Below are 22690 nucleotides of genomic sequence, written 5' to 3' on the forward strand. Positions count from 1 at the left end.
ACCATGTCAAATCAAGACACATATGAAAGTACATTGGCTCATGTTAATACTCATTCTCACCCTTCTGAATTGAAAATCACCGATATTCGATTTGCAGATATTGTTGGGGCGCCTATGCACTGCAGTTTAATCAAAGTATATACCAATCAAGGCTTAGTGGGTTTTGGTGAGGTGCGGGATGGGGCGGATAAACGCTATGCCCTAATGTTAAAGAGTCGTCTTCTTGGAGAAAATCCTTGTCATATCGATAAGCTGTTTCGCCGTATTAAACAGTTTGGTGGGCATGCTCGTCAAGGGGGCGGTGTAAGTGGTCTAGAAATCGCCTTATGGGATTTAGCTGGGAAGGCATACAACATTCCTATTTATCAAATGCTTGGCGGAAAATTTCGGGATAAGATCCGAATGTACTGTGATACTGATGTATCGGGTAAGGACACCGGCATCGCGATGGGAAATGCTTTGAAAAAACGAATGGAAAAAGGCTTCACTCTTCTTAAAATGGATCTGGGTATTAATCAATTGATTTCAGAACCAGGAGCATTAAGTGCTCCCATTGGATATTTGGAAGAAATGAAGGCGTTATCAAAAGCGTGGCATGACCGTGATAATAACAACCCATCTGTAAGAAGAACATTGCAGAATCGTCTCTATGATGCCAATAACATTGCCCATCCGTTTACACATATTCATGTCACTGAAAAGGGACTAGATATTCTTGAAGAATATGTTGCCGATGTTCGCTCTGTCATAGGTGATGAAGTGCCACTGGCGATTGATCACTTTGGACACATTGGTGTCAATGATTGTATCAAGCTGGGACGAAGGATAGAGAAATTTAATCTAGCGTGGATGGAGGACATGATTCCATGGCACTACACTGATCAATATGTCAAACTAGCGAATGCAGTGACAACCCCAATATGTACCGGTGAAGACATTTATTTAAAAGAGAATTTCAAACCATTGCTTGAATCAGGTGGAGTTTCTGTTATTCACCCCGATATCTTAACAGCAGGTGGCATTCTGGAAACGAAAAAGATTGGGGATATGGCTCAAGATTATGGTGTCTCGATGGCCATTCATATGGCAGAAAGCCCAATAGCTTGTTTGGCAGCTGTCCATGCTGCGGCGGCTACAGAGAATTTCTTAGCATTGGAATACCATTCGGTCGATGTTGATTGGTGGGATGATATCATTATTAGCCAATTACCGAAGCCATTGGTCCGTGATGGTTATATTACTGTACCTGATGCACCAGGTCTTGGGATTGAAGCCTTAAATGATGAGGTCATTGCTCAACATCTTCATCCTGATATTCCTGGTTTATGGGAAACGACGAATGAATGGGACGATCATTGGTCAAATGATCGGCAGTGGAGCTAATTGTATCACCTATAAAAAGAAAAGGGGTTTTTTCATGAACTTTGATAATCCGGAGTACATCAAACATATTACACCATTATGGGAAGGTGAACGCTTTTCTAATGGTCGGCCCAAAGTGTCTGAAGATATTTTACAGAGAATCCGCAAAATTACGCTAGAGGAAGCATGGGGACCGCTTTGGCAAAGGGGGTACACCTTTCAATTCGAGGGTGACTTCAAAATCATCCACCCCAATAAGGTGATGGTTGGACGCGCCGTAACCGCAGTATTGGTACCGATGCGGCCAGATTTACATGAAACTCTTTTAAACTATGGGCATAAGGAAGAAGGTCGAAATGGCTTTTTTAATCAATGGGTTATCGATTCTTTAGAAGAAGATGATGTGGTTGTAGTGGATTTGTTTGATAAGATTCACAAAGGGACTTATGTTGGAGGGAACCTGTCAACGGCCATTTCCTCTCGGACAAAAAGAGGCGGTGCAATTGTTTGGGGAGGGATCCGTGATCAGCAACAGATTGTTGACATTGATAATATTAATGTCTTCTATCGCGGAAGTGACCCCACTGGGATTGCGGATGTCACGATGGTCGGCATGAATACGCCCACTCGAATTGGGAAGGCTGTCTGTCTTCCTGGTGATGTCGTTCTAGCGACCCCGAGTGGTGTGATCTTCATTCCCCCGCATTTGGCAGAGCCAACGGTGGTGCAGGCAGAAAAATCACAAGTCCGTGATATTTTTGGCTTTATTCGACTAAAGGAAGGCGTTTATTCCACAGCACAAATTGACGCCGCTTGGCCACTCGCACTTTGGGAGGATTTCATGAACTGGTTTAATAATGCGCCAGAGGCCACGGAATATCGCCATTTAACTTGGGATGATGAACTAGAGGAAGCACGCAAAAGGGGAGACGATGGACGCCCCACAAGCGATGTCCGGTTGTGAGCCATCGAACTAACAAGAGAGTTCTTGATGCTTAATCCAAGGATTATGAAAAGATAATAGTGATGAGTCGTTAGAGTAATAGAAAAGATCATATAATGATCCCCTATAGGGTAAGGGGAGACTTTGAAAAGGTCTCTGTCAATCCTATAGGGGATTTAACTGTTAAATAGGGATTAGAGATCATCTTGTTAAGGCCTTTTCTTTTCTTACATCATCCGTCTCTAGGAAACAAAAAGAAGATAGTTCTTAATCCGTTGAGTGACGTCAGTAGTCAATCGATACAAGTGGGTAAGAACTATCTTCTCTTCTCGTTATTTAGAAGGCCATCGCTGTTTTTCGAACGGCTTCCATTAATCCTTTGATATACCCTACACCGTAGAGGCGTCCTAACACTTCATAACCAGGGTGGTCATTCTTTTCTCCGTACATTGTGGGTACATGGTCAGGTCTGGCAGGTCCTTTATATCCCATTTCAAAGTAAGTTTTCATGGCTTCTACCATATCTGTTTTTCCGTCATCGTGGAATGTCTCCTCAAACTTTTCTTTCGTTCCACGGACATCCCGGAAATGAACAAAGAAGAGTTTATCTTGTTCCGCGAAACGACGGATGACTGAAGGGATATGTTCGCCGGCTGTTGCTAGTGTGCCTTGGCAGAGCGTAATCCCACTATATTCACTAGGCACTAGGTTAATAGCGCGTTGTAAGGCGTCGGCATTCCTTAAAATTCTTGATACACCGCGGATTGGAGAAATGGGCGGATCATCAGGGTGGAGTGCGAGTTTAACTTTTGCTTGTTCGGCAACGGGAACAATTTGCTCTAGATAGTAGTGGAGATTTTCCCATAACTCCTCTTCAGTAATAATACCTGCTTCGGTTAAGGGCGCATCCCTCATTAAATGGTGGTCATAGCTGGAGACTAGAGCACCGCCTCGGGTACGGGTCGTCGTTGAGGTACGGAACCAATTAAATTGTGCCATAAAGTTATAACACAAAACGGATATGCCTAAGGCTCCCATATTTGTGATGAATTCCTGCATGATCTTAATTTCTTCATCTCGTCCTGGTAGTCCTAATTTTATCTTATTGGTTGGCGGAGCAGACTCAATAACAGAAAGTTTTAAGCCAAAATCTTCAAATCTCGTTTTCATATGCAAAAGATTCATATAATCCCATGGCTTGGAGCCGTTGTCTACTCGGGGCAGAGGCCCTACTGCATGCTCGATACCCATTTGTTTTGCCAAGTGCCAAAGTTGATCTGGATGTGATGAGAAAAATTCAGCTAATTGCATCATCAATCACCTCATTTTTTGAATAGAACGGTTTGACTTCTCAGTTAAGTTAGCACTTTACGGTACTCTTTAATAGAGTGAACCAAAGAGAGTCAAGCCGCTCCTTACTACTTACAAAATGTCTTTATTAACTTATGAAAAAGTTTAATTGCCACTCACTTTTGCTCCTGTAGATTTTGCAGCTGCTATGATTTTCTTATAAGCTTGTTCAAGAGATTGCTGTCCAAACATGACGGCCTCCATTTCGGTTTCATATGTCTTTGCCCATTCGGTCCATCCTGGAGGAACAGTATAGAAGGGAAGAGGATGATCCATTGCGACATCCAACATTTTTTTAGCCACCTTGTCCTCAGGTTTTAATGTTGGTTCAATCTTTTTAAAGACCTTTTCATCGATCGGAATGCCCCGTGTTAGATTAAGCGTCTGACCTGCCTCCTCATTAGAAATAAACCATTTCATGAAGGCTTCAGCTTCTTTTTTATGCTTTGAATGGGCACTGACACTCCAGAAAATGGTCGGTTCGGCCCAGCCAGCACCTGAAGGTCCTCCGGGATAATTGATAACATCCAATTTACCTGGCATAAGTGAGTAGAGAGCACCAACAGAAGCGACGGTCGCAGGTCGCATCATCACTTTACCCGATGTCAAAGCATCCTGCTGTGGGTCATTTTCAACAAAGGCTTGTTGCACTTCTGCTGGTGGCACAATATCATTCTTACGGAACGTTGCATAGATATTTTGAAACTCGAACCACAGCTCTTTATCAAGGTTAAACGTTTTGCCACCGTCTTCAAAGATGGCTCCTTTTCCTTTAGAGGCTTGATAATATTGGAACCAAGCCCAATCTCCAGTACTATCCGTAATAGGGTACTTCCCCTTTGGTAGTTTCGTCCTTGCTTGTTTGGCAAAGTTAAAAAAGTCATCCCAAGTCCAGTCCTTTTGTGGAATTGGTATGTCAGCAGAAGTCATGGCATCCTTGTTAAAGGCCATTCCTGAGCCATTATTAATCATAGGGATACCATAGAGTTTGCCGTCTATCTTTAACCGATCAAGGACTTTAGGATCAACAATTCCACTTAGATCAATATCCGATAAGTCTGCCAGTGTCCCTCGACTTGCGTAGTCTTGAATATAGGCAGCATCCATCTGAAGAACATCGGCCATTGAATTTGATGCAGCAAGGGTGGTTAATTTAGTCCAGTATCCATCCCATGCTGAATATTGTGGTGTGAATGTGATTTTAGGATTCTGTTGAGTATAGTCATCAAGGACCTTCAAAGTCGCAGTATGTCTTGGCTGAGGACCCCACCACATAATGCTGAGATTCACTTTTCCATTAGCACTTGTTCCTGTTGTTTTCTTTTCCCCTACGCTACAACCTGACAAAAGCAGCACGATGGCAACGCATAGGGACAAGCAACTTAACGTACGACGTTTTATCATTTTTTGAAATCTCCCTTCAATGTGTTTTAACCTTTTAAGCCGGTGGTTTGAATACCTTCTACGAGATGCTTCTGCGCTAAGAAAAACAAAAGCGCTGATGGAAGGATTGAGATCAGTGACATTGCGAGAAGCTGTCCCCACTGAATATCAAACTGATCGACAAACATACGCAAGGCTAAACCGACAGTATATTTATCGATAGAGCTTAAGTAGAGAAGTTGCCCAAAGAAATTGTCCCAACTCCATATAAATGTAAAGATAGCAACCGTCACTAATGAAGGCTTAAGTAATGGAAAAATAATACGTGCAAAAATACTGTATACGGAGGCACCATCAATCTTGGCCGCTTCATCTAATTCTCTAGGGATGCCTCTAATAAACTGTACTAATAGAAAGACAAAAAAGGGTGCTCCACCAAAAAAGTGAGGGAGGATTAACGGAATATAGCTGTTCACCAATCCAAAGGTATGGTACAAAATATATTGCGGTATAATTGTGACTTGACCAGGTAGCATCATGGTCATAATCAAAATAGAGAACCAAATCCCACGAAATCTAAAATTCAGGCGGGCGAAGCCGTAAGCGACAATCGCACTTGTCAATACTGAACCGATGACACTCCAAAATTCCATCATTAATGTATTAGTAAAAAAGTGCCCAAAGGTATACTGTGCGGAAAATGACCATCCCTTTGTGAAGTTTTCCCACATTGGGGTTTGTGGCCAAAGGGTAGGCAATCGCATCTCTGAATTTTTCTTTAAAGAGGCCCCTAACCACCAAAAGACGGGATATAGCATGATCAGAGAGACGACAATGAGTAAGAGATGGTAGGAGAATCTGGAAAGCTTAAGACGTGATGATCCCATCATTTCGACCCCCTCCCATCGGATTCATAGAAGACCCAGTAGCGTGAGACAAAGAAGTTAATACCCGTGAGAATGGCAATGATGGCAAGCAAGATCCAAGCCAGCGCGGATGCGTAACCCATTTGATAATATTTAAATGCTTTTTCAAAAAGATACAGGGCGTACATATACGTTGAATTGATCGGTCCGCCTTCAGTAATGATGAAGGCCTGAGTAAACATTTGAAATGAGCCAATAATCTCAAGGACAAGATTAAAAAACATGACCGGAGATAACATGGGCAGTGTGATGTGAATAAACTTACCAAATCTCCCTGCACCATCAACAGAGGCTGACTCGTATAAGTCCTGGGGGATTTGTTTTAATCCGGCTAAAAAAATAATCATGGTTGAACCAAATTGCCAGGTATTTAATAGAATAAGGGTCCAAAGCGAGGTGTGAGGATTGGCAATCCAACCGACACCATGGATACCAAACCACCCTAGCACATGATTAATGTAGCCATCTAAACTGAACATGTTTCTCCAAAGGACCGCGACAGCCACACTAGTTCCGATCAGCGAGGGAAAATAGATAGCCGTTCGGTACAAATTCATCCCCTTTAGACTTTTATTGAGAAGTATGGCGATCATGAGTGAGAAAAATAATTTCAATGGCACGGAGAATAGGACATAGGTAAACGTGACAACCATCGATTTCCGAAACACTTGATCTTTTAAAAATATTTCGGAGTAATTGTTAACGCCAATCCAAGTAGGGTCATTTAGTAAGGAATATTGAGTGAAGGATAGATAAAAAGATTGGGCAATGGGCCAAAGTGTGAGCAATAAAAAGCCAATCAACCATGGCGAAATAAAAATATAGCCAGCTAAATTGTTCTCATAGGACCTCTTGGTTCTCTTTCTAAACAATCCTGCCCGTAGTGAAGCTTTGCTTGTTGATACTGCTGGTTTTGTTTGTATTTCTTGATCTGAACTAAGATAGGAAGGCAGAGACGTCTTGCGAGAAATAAAGTGCTTTATCCTCATTGGTCCAACTCCTTTCTATTCGTTTTAAAAGCTGTGAGTTACTGAATATAATAATAAAAGCGCTTTCATACGTATAGGAGATAATTTTTTGAATTTGTTTGTTATTTTACTATTCGGCCCAATGTATTTTGAAAGAGGCTAGAGGAGATGTGGAAGGAAGAACTTAAAAGAGGTAACAGGGAATTGACAAAAGAATGAGTGTTAATTAGGCAATCTTTTATAAATTAAAAGCACCGCTATCTCATGGAGGCTACTGAAAAAAGTCTCCTTTAAAACTAGTGAATAAAATGAGGGAAAAATAGGCAAGGAATTCTCTAAAAAAACGACTCAAAATTCATTTTTTTGAATTTTAGAGTCGTCTTTTTTTATAAAGCGAGTGAGTTTTTCAGAAAATCGTAGGATTTTCGGTGACCTCATTCCATGAACGGTGATTCTTCTCATATTATTTTTTGTAGGCTTTTGCCTGTGGTGAGTCGGGAGAGAGTTGCATAAATTCGATTCTATTGCCGTCAGGATCTTTGACCCAGCATTGGAGGTTTAAATCCTTTCCCTGTTGTGGCTCGACCAATAAGGGCCAATCCTTTGATTTAAGATGATCAGCAATTTCATGAATATCGTCCACTTCTAAACATAAATGGTCGTAGCCAATACGCTTAGGAACCTCCTCTTGCTTATGGATGCCTCCATAGAAGAGTTCAATGAACTGGCCTCCGCCAACTTTAATATAGATAATCCAAGGTTGATTATCATCGTCGTGAATTTCAAAAGCCTTTTCGAAGCCAAGAATATCACAGTAAAAATGCAGTGATGCTTCCATGTTTTCAACCGTCAGTGCAGCATGCCCAATGCCATTGATCACCATCATCACCCCTAATGTTATTTAAGTCTAGTATACTGTTTTAAACAATATTTGTAACCCCTTACACTCGGGATTTTTTATTCAACAGTGACTTTTCGGTGAGAAAAAAAGGCTTCAATGACGAAAGCGGCACTGCCTAACGCACAAGAATAGATCCCCCGTTCAGAGAATTTAATTTCCGTCTCTTGAGAAACAGATAATCGCTGAGCAATTGTTCTATTGATTGCTTCGAAAATCCATTTTTTGATTAAAGAAAAGCGATTGCCTAAAATGATGGCCTGCGGATTAAAGGTATTCGCGATATTGACAAAACCAATACCGATATATTCACCAATGAGATCAAAAAGTTGCAGGATGTCTTGATCACCGGCTTCAGCCAATTGAATCAGTAATTCTAGGTTTATATCTTTTCTCTCTTTTAAAGAAGGGAGATTTTGTGCTTCTTTGAGTAGCGCCTGCTCTGAGGCATAAAGCTCCCAGCATCCTTTATTGCCACAACGGCATGTGGGACCATGAGCGTTAATGGTAAAATGGCCCATTTCTCCAGAGATACCAGTTGCACCTCTAAAAAGACTGTTATCGATGACAATGCCAGAACCGATTCCGATCCCAATACTTGTATAGATAAAGTTGGCAAGTGTTTTACCTGATCCGTAAAGTTTTTCACCATAAGCTCCAGCATTTGCCTCATTGTCAATAATAATGGGAATATCGAACTGTTTAGCAAGGTATCCCTTAATATCTGTAAATCCCCAACCTAAGTTAGGTGCAAGAAGAACATCGCCCTCATTATTCGTGATCCCTGGGACCCCAATGCCAACGCCAATGATACCATAAGGACTTTCAGGAACATGATCCATTGTGTCCTTGATTAATAAAGAGAGTTTTGTAAAAATAGCTTCTTGGTTTGTTTGCGGTTCAAGTTCCGTTTGCTTCTCGTATATAATGGTTCCGCTCAGATCTGTTAATACAGCTAACATATAGTTAACGCCAAGATCAACGCCGATAGAGAATCCTGCTTTTTTATTGAAGTACAGCATGACAGGTCTTCGGCCTCCACTTGATTCGCCTGGTCCCGTTTCCCCGACAAGCGCTTCATCAATGAGTTCTGCAACTAGGGAGGAGACAGTGGCCTTATTTAGCCCTGTAATTTCAGAGATATTAGCACGGGAAAGAGGGGCCATATTCTGTATGGTAGTCAAAACAATAGATTTATTAATTTTTTTTACAAGGTTGAGATCACCTGTTTTCATAAACTTCACCCAAACTTCAATTCATGCGTGGTTAAATAAGACGCAAAAATAATAGTGTATGCTCTCTATATTAGCTTATGATAAGCATTTGTACAAAGAAATTCATTAGATATCTTAATTAAATTTATTTAATTGTTAGAAGAATAATACTAGTCAAAATATACTATTGACATTCATTGATCTGTTTGGTACTCTTTGTTTAAACAACAAACAAAGCCTTTTATCAAAATGTAAGCGCTTTAAAACATGCATCTTTGTTCTCTCTCCCTCTTAAAATCCAACGCTATTTCACAATCACAACAGCAATGAAACAGTACTCTTAGCTTCAACGACATCAGGAAACTTTCCACAATGAAACCCTATCATCTTTTTTAAAGGAGGTGTAAAGACACGTTTTAACGAGCAGTAAAACAATATAAAGGTGGTGCAAAATAATGAGAAAGAGAGCTCAGCTTTCATTAATCACTCTTCTTATAGGGTTAGCCATGCTCTTATCGGGTTGTTCTTTGTCTGCTCATGGAGAAGATCAGAAGGTCCTTAATATCTGGACATTTACTGATGAGGCTAAGGATGCTGTTAAAGCCTTTAAGAAAGCCAATCCTGATATTAAGGTAAATCTCCTTTTTATTACAAACGATAATTATGTACAAAAACTAATATCCGTCTTACAAGCTGGTAAAAAGGTGCCGGACGTTTTCTTTGTTGAAAATACGTATTGGCCGCAGATTAAACAAATACCCCTTTTGCAAAACTTATCAAAGTCACCGTTTAATGCAAGTGAAATTACGGATCAGCAATTCCAGTATATACAAGATATCGAAAAAGACGAGGATGGCAATATAAGGGGACTTGGTTATCAAGGGACTCCAGGGGCCTTTTATTATCGCCGTGATCTGACTAAGAAATATTTGGGTACTGATGATCCAGATAAGGTCAGCGAAATGATCTCCAGTTGGGACAAAATCATGGAGATTGGTGAAAAAGTAGCTAAAGAAAGTAATGGAAAGGTCCATGCACTTTCAAGCTATAGTGATATCGATATTGTTCAGGCGGCTAATATCAAACAACCTTGGGTCGTCGATGGAAAATTAGTTATTGATCAGGCACGAATGGAAGAGATTGATTTGACGAAAGAAGCACGAGAAAAAAATGTAGAAGCCAAGTATGAATCTTGGGGTTCAGCGTGGACCGCTTCCATGCAACAAGGGACTGTCATGTTCTATGCAGAACCGACATGGGGATTACCTTATATCTTTGAAAGTAACGCCCCAAAGACTTCGGGGAAATGGGGATTAGCCAATGGACCTAAAGCCTTTAGTGGTGGCGGAACATTTATGGCCATGTATTCCAAAAGTAAGCATAAAGACCTCGCCTGGAAGTTTATGAAATTTTATACATCTGATCCTACTTTTTCTAAGGACTTAGCTAAAACACAACAATATTTTTTGAGTAATAAAAAAATAGATTCTGAGTTGGCACCCGAATTAACCTCTGATTTCTTGGCAGGTCAAAAATACTTTGACTTCTTCGAGAAAGCGGGTGAAGAGGTTCCTTCTGCACCACAAACAAAATATGACAATGATATCAATAGTATTTGGACGAACAAGCTGAATGAATATTTAAATGGAGGCTTTAAAACGAAAGCACAAATGTTGAAGTCTTTTAAAACGGAAGTGGGTCACGATTTTCCTGAAATAGATGTGAATGATTGAATGCAATTCCTTGTTAGGGAGTTGAAGTAAAGGAGGATGGAAGATGTTTTCAAAGGGACTTAAAAAGGAACATTACGGATACCTGTTTATTGCACCCTTCTTCATCATTTTTATCGTTTTCGGCCTCTACCCGATTGTTTATTCCTTTTATTTAAGTTTGAGCAGTTGGGATGGTTTTGGTAGTCCTGAAATTATTGGGTTCGCCAATTATAAGCGACTCATTGGCGATTACATGTTTTACAAAGCCCTATTTAATACATTGTTTATTTGGGTGATCTCTGTTATCCCACAACTTACGGTTAGTCTCATCTTAGCCGTTATTTTGCACGAGAAATTTATAAAAGGAAAAAGTCTATTCCGAGCCATTTTCTTTTTCCCAAATATCGTGACGGCGGCATCCTTGGGACTTTTAGTAGGGTTAATTTTCAGTTGGCAGTCGGGAAGCTTTAATGAATTATTAATTAACTTAGGGATTATTAGTGACCCCGTGAACTGGCCCGATAAACCTTATTTCATGAGACTACTAATCTCATCAATTTTGTTTTGGCAATACTTTGGTTATTCAATGATTATTTATATCGCAGGGCTTCAGGGGATTTCACGGGATCTATTAGAGGCTGCAGAAATTGATGGCGCTTCCAAGGTTCAAGTCTTTTTCAAAATTACTTTACCGTTGTTAAAACCTATTATGATTTTTCAAGTGATTACTTCAATTATAGGGGGCATGCAAATTTTTGATCAGCCTTATACTTTAACGAATGGCTCAGGAAATCCAGATAATGCGACATTAACCAGTGTCATGTATTTATATAAGACCGCCTTCACACGTTACCAATATGGTTATGGATCAGCTATTGCTTTCGGGCTATTTATCATTATTGTGATCTTCTCAATTATTTCTTTCGTGGTGATGAATCGTAAGACAAAAGGTGCTCAAGGTTAGGGGGGGCTAAACATTATGACACAAAAAATAATGCCGCAAACGACATTGGGGAGAGACGCGCAACCAAAGTCAAAAGTGAAAACGTCTCATGTGTTCATTTATATTTTTCTAGTTTTGCTTGCGATCATATGTATTGTACCGTTCTATATTATGATCATTTATGGAACGCATACGAACTCCGAAATTGCCTCAAAGTTTATCTTTTTACCGGGGAGTGCACTCGTTGAAAACTATCATTCAATGATGGAGAACGTGAATATTTGGCGTGGGTTTATGAATAGCCTTATCATTTCTTGTTGCTCAACCGCGCTCACCCTCTATTTTGGGGCTTTAAATGCTTATGGTTTTGCCAAATTTAAATTCAAAGGAAATAAAGTGCTGTTTTGGTTCGTCTTAGCAACGATGATGGTGCCACAACAATTAGGACTCGTCGGGACTTTTCGCATTATGTACCTTTTACATTTGTTGGACACCTATGCGGCCCTTATACTGCCAGCGGCGGCAAATGCCTTTGCGGTCTTCTTTGTCAAACAATTCATCGATGGCACTATTCCAGATGAAATTATGGAGTCTGCAAGAGTCGATGGTGCCGGTGAATTTAAGACCTTTAATAGAATTATTCTGCCAATGCTTGTACCTGCATTAGCCGCTTTAGGGATCTTCTCATTTATCGGTTCTTGGAATAATTTTATGGGCCCGTTAGTATTACTTTTTTCCAATGATAAATACCCTCTTCCACTGCTTGTTCAATTACTTCAAGGGTATTATGGAACGAACTATGGTGTTCAGTATCTAGGGGTTGCCCTTTCTGTTCTACCTATTATTATTGCTTTTGCCATCTTTTCCAAGCGAATTATTGGTAGTGTTGCGATCGGTGCCGTGAAAGGCTAAGCCGTTTCACTGATAGAGATTGCGAAGTAATAAAGAATGCACGAAACAAAAGTGAAACCTTACAAAAGACTGATGTGCCTGCACGAAAGAGGCGCCAGACTAACAAAAGGCGCCCAAAACAAGGGTGAAACTCACAATTTACATCAACTTCTAAAATTCAAGACTTTGAGGAAAGTGATGATCTTCTAGAAAAAAGTGAACTTAAATATTAAGAATAGGTGGGGGATATTCATGAAATTAAATGGGCTAATGAATGTGATATATCAAGGGGGAGAATGGATCATCAAGCTCGTCTATGCCAATTTATTATGGATATTCTTCACCATCATAGGGCTTGGAGTTTTTGGTGTTATGCCTGCGACGGTGGGATTATTTACATTGCTTCGTCAGTGGATCATGGGGAAAGAAATTGTACCGGCATTCCAAACGATGCGGGAAACGTTTCGAAAAGAATTTTTCAAGTCGAATCTGATTGGTCTGATTTTTTTAGCGATTGGCTATATGCTGAGAATGGATATTCTTTATTTTAAGTCCTCATCACATTTGGTTTTTCAATTTTTTCTTATTATCATGTTATGTTTAGGACTTTGCTACTTTATTACGCTTTTAAACTTTTTTCCTGTATATGTTCACTTCGATGTGAAATTTTTTGATTACTTTAAGTATGCTCTATTGATTGGGGTAACGCAGCTTGCTTCTACGATCATGATGGTGTTAGGGAGCGTTGTGCTCTTTTGCCTATATTGGTATTTTTCTGGACTCATCCCCTTGTTTTGTATCAGTTTTATCTGTCTTAATCTTATGTGGTTTGGGTCTCGATCATTTAAAAAAATTGAACTGCAACAAAAACAGCACTCTACAAATTAAAGTTGTCATTGACAAAACATCGTTTATTCTTTAAACTTAGTTTAACAACTAAACTAATAAAATAGAATAAATACTCATAAATCTTCTTACTATTAAAATAGAATGAATTCAGTTATTATCGTAGTGTATGTAACCGCTTTTTTATAACGCTATAATTTGGTGGAAGACCTTATAAGTTGCACCTTAGGTTTTTGATATTAAGGCTCGTCAACACCAGGCTGTGCTTAGCGAAGCGGTGAAGGTAAGTCAGCATTCCTAAAAAATATTGACGATGAGGTGACGAAATGGGAAGTGTGAAAGTAGGGATAATAGGCTGCGGAAATATCAGTGCTATTTATTTTAAAGCCGGCCAGACTTTTGATGCTTTTGATATTGTCGCTTGCGCCGACTTGGACGTAAGTCGCGCACAGGCACGAGCAGAAGAATTTGGCGTTGCTAAAGCGTGTTCGGTTGACGAATTACTCGCCGACCCGGAAATTGAAATTGTTGTCAACTTGACCATTCCTGGAGCCCATGCAGAAGTGGCTACGGCTGCACTTAATGCTGGAAAACATGTCTATGGTGAAAAGCCATTGGCAGTGACAAGAGAAGAAGGCAAGAACATTCTTAATCTTGCTAAGGAAAAGGGGTTATTAGTAGGTAATGCGCCTGATACTTTCTTAGGTGGAGGGATTCAGACCTGTCGCAAGTTAATAGATGATGGATGGATTGGTGAACCTGTATCTGCCACTGCCTTTATGATGGGGCATGGTCATGAAAGCTGGCACCCTGATCCGGGATTCTATTATCAGGTGGGTGGAGGGCCAATGTTTGATATGGGGCCTTACTATATTACCGCCCTTATCAATCTTATTGGGCCAGTGAAACGGGTCACTGGGTCAACGCGGATTACTTTCCCCGAAAGAACAATCACAAGTCAGCCAAAATATGGCGAGAAAATTCAAGTCAACACCCCGACTCATATCGCCGGTGTTCTCGATTTTGAGAATGGTGCGATTGGGACATTGATTACGAGTTTCGATGTATGGCATCATCAAATGCCTTTTATAGAAATTTACGGAACAGAAGGAACATTACGTGTCCCTGATCCCAACACTTTTGGTGGGCCCATACATATAAGGCGTTATGATGCTAGCGAATGGTCAGAAATGCCTTTAACACATGGTTTTACTGAAAATAGTCGTGGACTAGGTCTAGCTGATATGGCTTATGCTTTACGAAATCATCGGAAGCACCGGGCCAATGGGGAGCTTTCCTATCATGTGCTTGAAGTTATGCATGGCTTTCATGATGCTTCAGATCAGGGCAAGCATTATATTCTAGAAAGTCACTGTGATAAACCAGAACCTTTACCTCTTGGAATCAATGAAAATACGGTTCATAGTTTATTAAATCGTTAAACCCGGTTAAACAATTCAGTTCAATAAATGACAGCATGATTCATCCTACATGAATAAAATCTCGGAGGAGTGACATGTTATGAAGTTAGGCGTTTTTGCTGTATTGTTTGGAGATCGTTCTTTAGAAGAGGCTTTGGATATTATTGCAGATGCAGGACTTGAATCAATAGAAATTGGGACGGGAGGCTATCCAGGCAATGCACACTGTAACCCAGCAGAACTGTTAGCTGATGATCAAAAATTAAACGCATTTAAGGAAGCGGTTGCAAGTCGCGGGCTTGAGATTTCTGCACTCAGTTGTCATGGAAATCCTCTTCATCCAAATGAAGCAATTGGTAAGCTCCATCATGAACAATTTCAAGACACCGTCCGCTTAGCGGAAAAACTCGGGGTCGAAACGGTGATTACATTCTCTGGTTGTCCTGGAGAATCCGAGAATTCAAAATATCCTGCATGGGTCACTTGTCCATGGCCAGAGGACCATCTTGAAGTTTTGAAGTGGCAATGGGAAGAAAAAGTCATCCCATATTGGCGGGAACAAAGTGAATTTTTACGGGCCCATGGGGTACGAGTGGCGATTGAACCCCATCCTGGTTTTGTCGTATACAATACCGAGACTTCTTTGCGACTGAGAAAAGAGTGCGGTGACAATATTGGTGTGAACTTCGATCCCAGTCATTTATTCTGGCAAAACATGGATCCCGTTGTCGGCATTAAGGCTTTAGCTGAACACAATGCGCTCTATCATTTTCATGCTAAGGATACCAATATTGATGAACAGAACACCGCTGCCAATGGCGTGCTTGATACTAAGCCTTATAGTGATGAGCTGCATCGCTCCTGGATATTTAGATCGATCGGTTATGGACATGGTGCGGAAACCTGGAAAAAAATCATCAGTGCTTTACAGCTCGTCGGTTATGAAGGAACAATCAGTATTGAACATGAAGATAGTTTGATGTCTGTAGAAGAAGGCTTCCAGAAAGGTGTTTCACTCCTTAAGAGTGCCTTAATTAAGGAAAAGGTGGGTGAAATGTGGTGGGCCTAACTTCAAAAGAAGTCAGAATTGGCATGGTAGGCTACCAGTTCATGGGCAAGATGCATAGCCACGCTTACCGTGATATTCCTTTCTTTTTTGATCCTAAAGTCAAGCCCGTTCTTCAAGCCATTTCCGGGCGAAATGAGTCGGCAGTAAAAGAAGCGGCAGAAAAAATGGGCTGGGCTTCCTATGAAACTGATTGGCGACGCTTAATTGAGCGTGATGATATTGATGTGATTGACATTGTTACACCGAATCATACACATGCTGAAATTGCCATTGCCGCCGCTGAAGCTGGAAAGCATATCATCACAGAAAAACCGTTGGCTTTAACAGTAGAAGAAGCCGAGAGAATGTATGAAGCAGTAAAAAAAGCAAATGTCACTCATATGATTTGCCATAACTATCGGTTTGTCCCTGCTGTTCAATATGCGAGAAAATTGATCGAAGAGGGGCGGTTAGGGAGAATCTTTCACGTTCGAGCGAATTACTTGCAAGATTTCATTATAGACCCGTCGTTCCCCTTGGTTTGGAGACTAAAAAAAGAGGTTTCAGGTTCTGGAGCTTTAGGGGATATAGGCGCACACAGTATTGATCTTGCCCGTTTCTTAGTTGGCGATTTTAAAGAGTTAGTGAGTACAATGGAAACATTTGTTAAAGAACGACCGATTGGTGAGATGTCTGGGGGCCTAAGTGCAAAGGCTGAAGGAGATGAAATGGGAGAGGTCACTGTCGATGATGCCACTTGTTTCCTTGCCAGATTTGAAAATGGCGCTTTAGGTGTCTTTGAAGCCACTCGCTTTGCGGGAGGTAACCGGAATAAAAATAAGTTTGAGATTAACGGTGAAAAGGGCTCTATTCGCTGGGATATGGAAAATATGAATAATCTTGAGGTCTATTTTGCAGATGATGAACCAGGGTTACAAGGATTTCGGCTTATTAATGTGACGGAAGAAGTGCATCCCTATGTTGGAGCCTATTGGCCAGCGGGGCACATTATTGGTTATGAGCATTCTTTTATTCACTTACTCTATGAATTCTTGAATGGAATTGTAGAAGGAACGTCACCGAAGCCAAATTTTGAAGACGGTGTTATCAATCAAAAAATATTAGCGGCTGTTGAAAAGTCGGCTGAAACGAAACAATGGATCACGCTTTAAAGTCTAGAGTTGGATTTGTTCATTAAAGCAGTTTAATTGGAGGCATATACATGGGGAAAGCATTGATATTTCAAGGCGGCTGGGAAGGGCATCAACCCGACCAGGTCGCAGACATTCTCGCAGGGATATTGAGAGAAGAACATTTTGACGTGAAAATAACAGATACATTAGAAACCTTAGAAAAGGACGATCTTACAAGCTATGACCTCATTGTCCCGAATTGGACACAAGGCACTATCACCTCCGATCAACTCAAACCGCTTCTTGAAGCTGTAGCCAACGGAACAGGTCTTGCTGGCTTACACGGGGGAATGGGAGATTCCTTTCGCGACGCTGTTGACTATCAATTTATGGTTGGAGGACAGTGGGTGGCCCATCCGGGGAATGATGGGATGACGTATCAGGTCCGTATCCTTGATGCTGACCATCCTTTGACCGAGGGCATGAAAGATTTCGAAGTGGTCTCTGAGCAATATTATATGCATGTTGACCCTGCTGTTAAGGTCCATGCCGTCACACGGTTCCCGAATGCAGAAGGGCCTTATGCTGCGAATGGGGAAGTAGATATCCCTGTTGTGTGGTCCAAAAAGTGGGGCGAGGGGAACGTCTACTACTGTTCATTAGGTCACGTTGCTGAAATCGTGAGGATGCCTGAAGTCATAGCGTTGATGAGAAAAGGCATGATGTGGGCTGCCCGAAAATAAAAGGCTTGGAATGAGGCTAATGGTGGGACGAAGAGTCTGACTCTTTGCCCCACGGATTATTAATAATTTTACTAGGAGAGATCACAGATGAGTTATTTTGCAGATGTTGAAAACATTAAATATGAAGGAAAAGAATCGACGAATCCGCTTGCCTTTAAATTTTATAATCCGGACGAGGTTATTGGCGGAAAAACAATGAAGGAATGGTTACGTTTTTCAGTTGCTTATTGGCATACCTTTACGATGGATGGAACCGATCCGTTTGGGGCCGCAACAATGGATCGTCCTTTTAATAACAAAGCTCAAGCGTTAGATGCAGCCAAAGCGCGTGCTGAAGCCGCCTTTGAGTTTTTTCAAAAACTAGGCGTTCCTTTTTATGCCTTTCATGATGTTGATATTGCCCCAGAAGGCGATACATTGAGTGAAAGTAATAAAAATATCGATGAGATTGTCGCTATTTTAAAAGAGAGTCAAAAAGCTTCTGGTATCGATCTTCTATGGAATACCGCCAATATGTTTACCCATCCACGTTTTATGCATGGGGCTGCGACTTCCAGTAATGCTGACGTTTATGCCTATTCAGCTGCGAAGGTTAAAAAAGGTTTAGAAGTAGCTAAAGAACTTGGTGCCCAAAACTATGTTTTTTGGGGTGGAAGAGAAGGGTATGAGAGTCTTCTCAATACTAATATGGCTCTTGAATTAGATAATCTTGCGCGTTTCTATCATATGGCGGTTGACTATGCGAAGGAAATTGGCTATGAAGGGCAGTTTTTAATTGAACCTAAGCCAAAGGAACCAACAAAACATCAATATGATTATGATACAGCTACAGCATTTGCCTTTTTACAAAAATATGATTTGGCTGATCATTTTAAAGTCAATATTGAAGCTAATCATGCGACACTTGCGGGTCATACATTCGAGCATGAACTCCATTATGCACGGGTAAACAATATCTTAGGATCTGTTGATGCTAACCAAGGTGATGTCCTACTTGGTTGGGATACAGATGAGTTTCCAACCGATGTCTATGCGACAACCCTCGCCATGATTGAAATTATTAAAAACGGTGGCCTTGGAAAAGGTGGACTTAACTTTGATGCTAAAGTGCGACGGACCTCCTTTGAGCCCATCGATCTCTTCTATGCGCATATTGTAGGAATGGATAGTTTTGCTTTAGGACTAAAAACGGCGCACCGTCTCATTGAGGATAAAGTTTTAGATAACTTTACCCAAGAACGTTACAAAAGCTTTACGGCCGGCATTGGCCTTGATATTGTCAATGGAAAAACGGATTTCCATAAGCTCGAAGCACATGCCTTGAAAACGTCCATTAAAAATCAATCCAGTCATCATGAACTGATTCGTGGTGTGCTTAATCAATATCTCTTAACAAATCAATAATCAATAGAATAGAAGAGTATTGAGATGCGGGTACAGCACGAGGTGTACCCGCATTTTATTACATGTTTATATGTAGGGAGGAAGACCCTATGTTTGGAATGGGAGGGTGCCAAATGGAATATGTTCTAGGTGTAGATCTTGGAACAAGTGCAGTGAAAGTATTACTAGTGGATCAAAAAGGAAAAGTGACAGCTGAGTGTTCGAGAGATTATCCACTCTATCATGAAGGTCCGGGGTATAGTGAACAAGACCCTGATGATTGGGTTCGAGAAACGAAAGTAGCATTAACCGATTTAGTTAAGCAATCAGGAGTGTTGCCTGATCAAATAAAAGGTCTTAGTTTCTCTGGTCAAATGCATGGTCTTATTTTGTTAGATGAACAGATGCAACCGTTGCGTCGTGCTATATTGTGGAATGATACCCGAACCTCCGAGGAATGTCGTGAAATTGAAGAACGCCTTGGCTTAAAGACTCTTCTTGATATTGCTAAAAATCGAGCATTAGAAGGCTTTACACTTCCAAAGTTACTCTGGGTGAAGAAACATGAGCCTGAATTGTTTAAGAAAGCTTCTGTCTTTTTGTTACCCAAGGATTATGTGCGTTATTGTTTAACCGGGCATATCGCAATGGACTTATCCGATGCCGCAGGAACCTTATTACTTGATGTTGCAGCAAAAAAATGGAGTGATGAGATCGCTAAGACATTTGGTCTTGACCCTTCACTTTTCCCTCCGTTAGTAGAATCTGAAGCTTATATTGGGGATTTGAATAAAAAGGTAGCGGAAGAAACGGGATTGAGTGTACACATGAAAGTTTTTGCTGGAGGAGCTGATAACGCCTGTGGCGCAACAGGGTCTGGGATCCTCTCTCCGGGCAAGACAATGTGCAGTATCGGAACATCAGGGGTTGTCCTCTCGTACGAAGAAAATGATGAGCGGGACTTTAATGGGAAGCTCCACTATTTCAATCATGCGAAAAAGAACAGCTTTTATAGCATGGGCGTGACATTGGCTGCCGGTTATAGTCTTGGCTGGTTTCGAAAAACATTCGCAGCTGAGCAATCCTTTGATCACATTATCGCCAATATAAGTGAGGTTCCTTGTGGTTCTAAGGGGTTACTTTTTACACCTTACATCGTTGGTGAGCGCACGCCCCATGCTGATAGCCAGATCCGGGGTTCCTTTTTGGGTGTTGATGCTACTCATACACGCTGGGATTTTGCCCGGTCGGTTATCGAAGGCATTACTTTCTCTTTGAATGAATCTATTAAGATTATGAAGGAAAGCGGGCAAACCATCACGTCGATCCTTTCGATTGGTGGAGGGGCTAAAAGTGAAACCTGGCTTCAGATTCAGGCCGATGTGTTCAATACCCCTGTCGTCCAGTTACAAAATGAACAAGGGCCAGGGTTAGGGGCGGCCATGCTCGCTGCTGTAGGCTGTGGATGGTTTGATTCGTTAGAAGCCTGCGCAGATGCCTTTATTGAGACAGAAAAAACGTTAGAACCGATTCAAGAGAATGTTGAGCGCTATGAGGAACTTTTTGCTTTGTATCAGCAGGTTTATCCACAGTCTCAAGCCATCAGTCATGGCTTGCAACATTTTAAGTAAAATTTAGAATTTTGCTAATAAGGCAGCGGGATAATTTTTTTTAAAAAAAGGACCCTAGATGAGATTAAATCTATTATAATATATGAAAGCGGTTAAAGGAGGAGAGATGACATGAGTCAATTCGGTCTACAATTATATTCAGTGCGAGATAAGACAAGTGAAGACTTTTTAGGAACGATCCGAAAAATCGGTGAGATGGGCTATGATGGCGTGCAGTTTGCTGGCTTTTTTAATACACCTTCTCGAGAGCTAAAAAAGGTTCTGGATGAAAGTGGTCTTGTGAGTGCGGGCAGTCATATGGGGCTTGATGCCTTAACAGGGGATCAATTACACTCAACACTCGAATATAACCACGAAATCAATAACCATTTAATCATTTGTCCATCTTTACCAAAAGAATATCAAGAAAGCGCAGAAGCTTATAAACGAGCGGCTGAAGCATTAAATCGTATTGGAGAAGTCTGTAAAAAAGAAGGCTTTGTCTTTGGCTACCATAACCACGATTTTGAATTTAAGCCATTTGCAGATGGTCAGCGTGGATTTGATATTTTATTCGCAAATTCTGATCCCGAGTATGTAAAGGTAGAGCTTGATTGTTATTGGGTGACTAACGGTGGATTGGATCCTGAAGCGATTATTCGTAAGCATAAGGAACGCTGTGTGTCTCTTCATATTAAAGATATGAAAGAGGCCAACGGAAAGAGAGTCAGTACCGAAGTTGGTAATGGAACCCTCGATATTAAGAATCTACTGGACATTGGTGAGACGTATGGTGTCAGCTGGTTCACAGTAGAACAAGAAGATTTTGAGCAGGATACACTTGAAAGTGCTGCTATCAACATTAAGAATTTACGTAAAATTAAGGGGGAATAAAAATGATTTCAGTCGCAATGTTAAGTAAATGGCATGTTCATGCCGGAGACTATGCACGTCAGGCAACGGAAAATCCTAATCTTTCAATTGAAAAAGTATGGGATGAAGATGCTGAACGCGGCGCAGCTTGGGCAAAGGAATTAGGCGTTGCCTTTGAAGCGGATTTATCAAAAGTATTAGCGGATCCTACAATTGACGCAGTGATAGTGGATACACCGACCAATTTACATAAAAAAGTGATTTTGGAAGCGATTCACTATGGTAAGCATGTCTTTACTGAAAAAGTATTGGCTTTCACAGTAAAAGATTGTGAAGAAATCTATAAAGCAGCTGAAGAAAAAGGCGTTAAGCTCATGGCTTCTTTGCCACGATTAACCGAGTCTCATTACTTAATGGCTCAAGATGTCCTCGACAGGGGGATCCTTGGTGAGCTCACCACCATTCGATGCCGCTTGGCACATAATGGTGCTGTTCCACCGGAAGGCAAAACGCAAGGCTGGTTACCACCGCATTTCTTCGATCCTGTTAGCTGTGGTGGTGGGGCTCTTATTGATTTAGGCGCTCATCCAATTTATTTGACCAATCGTTTGGCAGGAGAGGCAAAATCACTTACAGCTAGCCTTTCTTCCTTCTTAGGGCACCAAGTAGATGACAATGCAGTGGTGTTGGTTGATTATGAATCTGGCGCACAGGGCATTATTGAAGCCGGTTTCGTCTCTAATGGGAGTCCTTTTACACTTGAATTATATGGAACAAAAGGCTCGCTATTAATTGATGACCAAATTGTTCGTTTAAATGCAGATCATCCAGATGCTGGAACGATCAAGCAGGAAGATCTTCCTAGGCCTATCTCATCTGCAATGCAGCAATGGGTGGATGCCATCCTTAATGATCAAGAACCTGCGATTACTAAAAAGGATGTTATAAAATTAACAGAAATTAATGAGGCCGCTGCTCTTTCTAATAAAGAAGGTCGACGAATTGAACTTAAAGAGGTTGTTCAAAAGGCTTAAAGGGCATTC

At 41.0% G+C, this 22690-nt stretch carries 20 protein-coding genes; 14 read left to right on the forward strand and 6 right to left on the reverse strand.

The window, feature by feature from the left end; genetic code table 11:
- Positions 1-3 precede the first annotated feature (3 nt).
- Positions 4-1383, forward strand: a complete 1380-nt coding sequence (locus IEV91_RS03060) for a mandelate racemase/muconate lactonizing enzyme family protein (protein WP_188495941.1) — start codon at positions 4-6, stop codon at positions 1381-1383.
- 34 nt (positions 1384-1417) lie between these two features.
- Positions 1418-2326 carry an RraA family protein gene (locus tag IEV91_RS03065; protein WP_188495942.1) on the forward strand — a complete coding sequence of 303 codons (909 nt, stop codon included), beginning with the start codon at positions 1418-1420 and terminating at the stop codon, positions 2324-2326.
- A 315-nt stretch (positions 2327-2641) separates the two neighbouring features.
- On the opposite strand, the gene IEV91_RS03070 is transcribed toward IEV91_RS03065, so the two are convergent.
- The 6 genes from IEV91_RS03070 to IEV91_RS03095 form a co-directional block, all read right to left on the reverse strand.
- Positions 2642-3619 carry a mannonate dehydratase gene (locus tag IEV91_RS03070; protein WP_308420001.1) on the reverse strand — a complete coding sequence of 326 codons (978 nt, stop codon included), beginning with the start codon at positions 3617-3619 and terminating at the stop codon, positions 2642-2644.
- A gap of 141 nt (positions 3620-3760) precedes the next feature.
- Positions 3761-5059 (reverse strand): ABC transporter substrate-binding protein, encoded by a 1299-nt coding sequence (locus IEV91_RS03075; RefSeq protein ID WP_188495943.1) that lies wholly within the window; start codon positions 5057-5059, stop codon positions 3761-3763.
- A 26-nt stretch (positions 5060-5085) separates the two neighbouring features.
- Positions 5086-5925, reverse strand: coding sequence for a carbohydrate ABC transporter permease (locus IEV91_RS03080; RefSeq protein WP_188496068.1), 840 nt, complete (start codon positions 5923-5925; stop codon positions 5086-5088).
- Positions 5925-6953: a carbohydrate ABC transporter permease gene (locus IEV91_RS03085; RefSeq protein WP_188495944.1), complete on the reverse strand. Its 1029-nt coding sequence runs from the start codon at positions 6951-6953 to the stop codon at positions 5925-5927. Before IEV91_RS03085 ends, IEV91_RS03080 begins: the two co-directional genes overlap by 1 nt.
- A 442-nt stretch (positions 6954-7395) precedes the next feature.
- Positions 7396-7812, reverse strand: coding sequence for a VOC family protein (locus IEV91_RS03090; RefSeq protein WP_188496069.1), 417 nt, complete (start codon positions 7810-7812; stop codon positions 7396-7398).
- A 77-nt stretch (positions 7813-7889) separates the two neighbouring features.
- Complete coding sequence (locus IEV91_RS03095; protein WP_188495945.1) at positions 7890-9065, reverse strand: ROK family transcriptional regulator; 1176 nt, start codon at positions 9063-9065, stop codon at positions 7890-7892.
- A 434-nt stretch (positions 9066-9499) separates the two neighbouring features.
- Between IEV91_RS03095 and IEV91_RS03100 the strand changes: the two genes are divergently transcribed.
- The 12 genes from IEV91_RS03100 (at position 9500) to IEV91_RS03155 (ending at position 22681) form a co-directional block, all read left to right on the forward strand.
- The gene (locus IEV91_RS03100; protein ID WP_188495946.1) at positions 9500-10777 is read left to right on the forward strand and encodes an ABC transporter substrate-binding protein; all 1278 of its coding nucleotides are present in this window, start codon (positions 9500-9502) and stop codon (positions 10775-10777) included.
- A 43-nt stretch (positions 10778-10820) separates the two neighbouring features.
- Positions 10821-11720: a carbohydrate ABC transporter permease gene (locus tag IEV91_RS03105; RefSeq protein ID WP_188495947.1), complete on the forward strand. Its 900-nt coding sequence runs from the start codon at positions 10821-10823 to the stop codon at positions 11718-11720.
- A gap of 15 nt (positions 11721-11735) precedes the next feature.
- Positions 11736-12611, forward strand: a complete 876-nt coding sequence (locus tag IEV91_RS03110) for a carbohydrate ABC transporter permease (protein WP_188495948.1) — start codon at positions 11736-11738, stop codon at positions 12609-12611.
- Positions 12612-12842: 231 nt separating this feature from the next.
- Positions 12843-13478 (forward strand): YesL family protein, encoded by a 636-nt coding sequence (locus IEV91_RS03115; RefSeq protein ID WP_188495949.1) that lies wholly within the window; start codon positions 12843-12845, stop codon positions 13476-13478.
- A gap of 284 nt (positions 13479-13762) precedes the next feature.
- Entirely contained in the window at positions 13763-14878 is a 1116-nt protein-coding gene (locus IEV91_RS03120) for a Gfo/Idh/MocA family protein (protein ID WP_188495950.1), read from the forward strand.
- Between the two features lie 79 nt (positions 14879-14957).
- Positions 14958-15926: a sugar phosphate isomerase/epimerase family protein gene (locus IEV91_RS03125; RefSeq protein ID WP_188495951.1), complete on the forward strand. Its 969-nt coding sequence runs from the start codon at positions 14958-14960 to the stop codon at positions 15924-15926.
- A 23-nt stretch (positions 15927-15949) separates the two neighbouring features.
- Entirely contained in the window at positions 15950-17077 is a 1128-nt protein-coding gene (locus IEV91_RS03130; RefSeq protein ID WP_188496070.1) for a Gfo/Idh/MocA family protein, read from the forward strand.
- 50 nt (positions 17078-17127) lie between these two features.
- A complete protein-coding gene (locus tag IEV91_RS03135) occupies positions 17128-17781 on the forward strand; it encodes a ThuA domain-containing protein (protein ID WP_188495952.1) in 654 nt (217 codons plus the stop codon).
- An 87-nt stretch (positions 17782-17868) separates the two neighbouring features.
- Positions 17869-19185: a xylose isomerase gene (gene xylA, locus IEV91_RS03140; protein WP_188495953.1), complete on the forward strand. Its 1317-nt coding sequence runs from the start codon at positions 17869-17871 to the stop codon at positions 19183-19185.
- 113 nt (positions 19186-19298) lie between these two features.
- Positions 19299-20795: a xylulokinase gene (xylB, locus tag IEV91_RS03145; protein WP_188495954.1), complete on the forward strand. Its 1497-nt coding sequence runs from the start codon at positions 19299-19301 to the stop codon at positions 20793-20795.
- Positions 20796-20906: 111 nt separating this feature from the next.
- The gene (locus IEV91_RS03150; RefSeq protein ID WP_188495955.1) at positions 20907-21668 is read left to right on the forward strand and encodes a sugar phosphate isomerase/epimerase family protein; all 762 of its coding nucleotides are present in this window, start codon (positions 20907-20909) and stop codon (positions 21666-21668) included.
- A 2-nt stretch (positions 21669-21670) separates the two neighbouring features.
- Positions 21671-22681, forward strand: a complete 1011-nt coding sequence (locus tag IEV91_RS03155) for a Gfo/Idh/MocA family protein (RefSeq protein ID WP_188495956.1) — start codon at positions 21671-21673, stop codon at positions 22679-22681.
- The last annotated feature ends 9 nt before the right edge of the window (positions 22682-22690 follow it).

This window comes from Pullulanibacillus pueri (assembly GCF_014639255.1).
Lineage (GTDB): Bacteria > Bacillota > Bacilli > Bacillales > Sporolactobacillaceae > Pullulanibacillus > Pullulanibacillus pueri.

What these genes read in the sequence shown, in the direction of transcription:
- IEV91_RS03060 (WP_188495941.1), top strand. Translation starts at nt 4, where the DNA reads ATGTCAAATCAAGACACATATGAAAGTACATTGGCTCATGTTAATACT.
- IEV91_RS03065 (WP_188495942.1), top strand. Translation starts at nt 1,418, where the DNA reads ATGAACTTTGATAATCCGGAGTACATCAAACATATTACACCATTATGG.
- IEV91_RS03070 (WP_308420001.1), bottom strand. Translation starts at nt 3,619, where the DNA reads ATGATGCAATTAGCTGAATTTTTCTCATCACATCCAGATCAACTTTGG.
- IEV91_RS03075 (WP_188495943.1), bottom strand. Translation starts at nt 5,059, where the DNA reads ATGATAAAACGTCGTACGTTAAGTTGCTTGTCCCTATGCGTTGCCATC.
- IEV91_RS03080 (WP_188496068.1), bottom strand. Translation starts at nt 5,925, where the DNA reads ATGGGATCATCACGTCTTAAGCTTTCCAGATTCTCCTACCATCTCTTA.
- IEV91_RS03085 (WP_188495944.1), bottom strand. Translation starts at nt 6,953, where the DNA reads ATGAGGATAAAGCACTTTATTTCTCGCAAGACGTCTCTGCCTTCCTAT.
- IEV91_RS03095 (WP_188495945.1), bottom strand. Translation starts at nt 9,065, where the DNA reads ATGAAAACAGGTGATCTCAACCTTGTAAAAAAAATTAATAAATCTATT.
- IEV91_RS03100 (WP_188495946.1), top strand. Translation starts at nt 9,500, where the DNA reads ATGAGAAAGAGAGCTCAGCTTTCATTAATCACTCTTCTTATAGGGTTA.
- IEV91_RS03105 (WP_188495947.1), top strand. Translation starts at nt 10,821, where the DNA reads ATGTTTTCAAAGGGACTTAAAAAGGAACATTACGGATACCTGTTTATT.
- IEV91_RS03110 (WP_188495948.1), top strand. Translation starts at nt 11,736, where the DNA reads ATGACACAAAAAATAATGCCGCAAACGACATTGGGGAGAGACGCGCAA.
- IEV91_RS03115 (WP_188495949.1), top strand. Translation starts at nt 12,843, where the DNA reads ATGAAATTAAATGGGCTAATGAATGTGATATATCAAGGGGGAGAATGG.
- IEV91_RS03120 (WP_188495950.1), top strand. Translation starts at nt 13,763, where the DNA reads ATGGGAAGTGTGAAAGTAGGGATAATAGGCTGCGGAAATATCAGTGCT.
- IEV91_RS03125 (WP_188495951.1), top strand. Translation starts at nt 14,958, where the DNA reads ATGAAGTTAGGCGTTTTTGCTGTATTGTTTGGAGATCGTTCTTTAGAA.
- IEV91_RS03130 (WP_188496070.1), top strand. Translation starts at nt 15,950, where the DNA reads ATGGTAGGCTACCAGTTCATGGGCAAGATGCATAGCCACGCTTACCGT.
- IEV91_RS03135 (WP_188495952.1), top strand. Translation starts at nt 17,128, where the DNA reads ATGGGGAAAGCATTGATATTTCAAGGCGGCTGGGAAGGGCATCAACCC.
- xylA (WP_188495953.1), top strand. Translation starts at nt 17,869, where the DNA reads ATGAGTTATTTTGCAGATGTTGAAAACATTAAATATGAAGGAAAAGAA.
- xylB (WP_188495954.1), top strand. Translation starts at nt 19,299, where the DNA reads ATGGAATATGTTCTAGGTGTAGATCTTGGAACAAGTGCAGTGAAAGTA.
- IEV91_RS03150 (WP_188495955.1), top strand. Translation starts at nt 20,907, where the DNA reads ATGAGTCAATTCGGTCTACAATTATATTCAGTGCGAGATAAGACAAGT.
- IEV91_RS03155 (WP_188495956.1), top strand. Translation starts at nt 21,671, where the DNA reads ATGATTTCAGTCGCAATGTTAAGTAAATGGCATGTTCATGCCGGAGAC.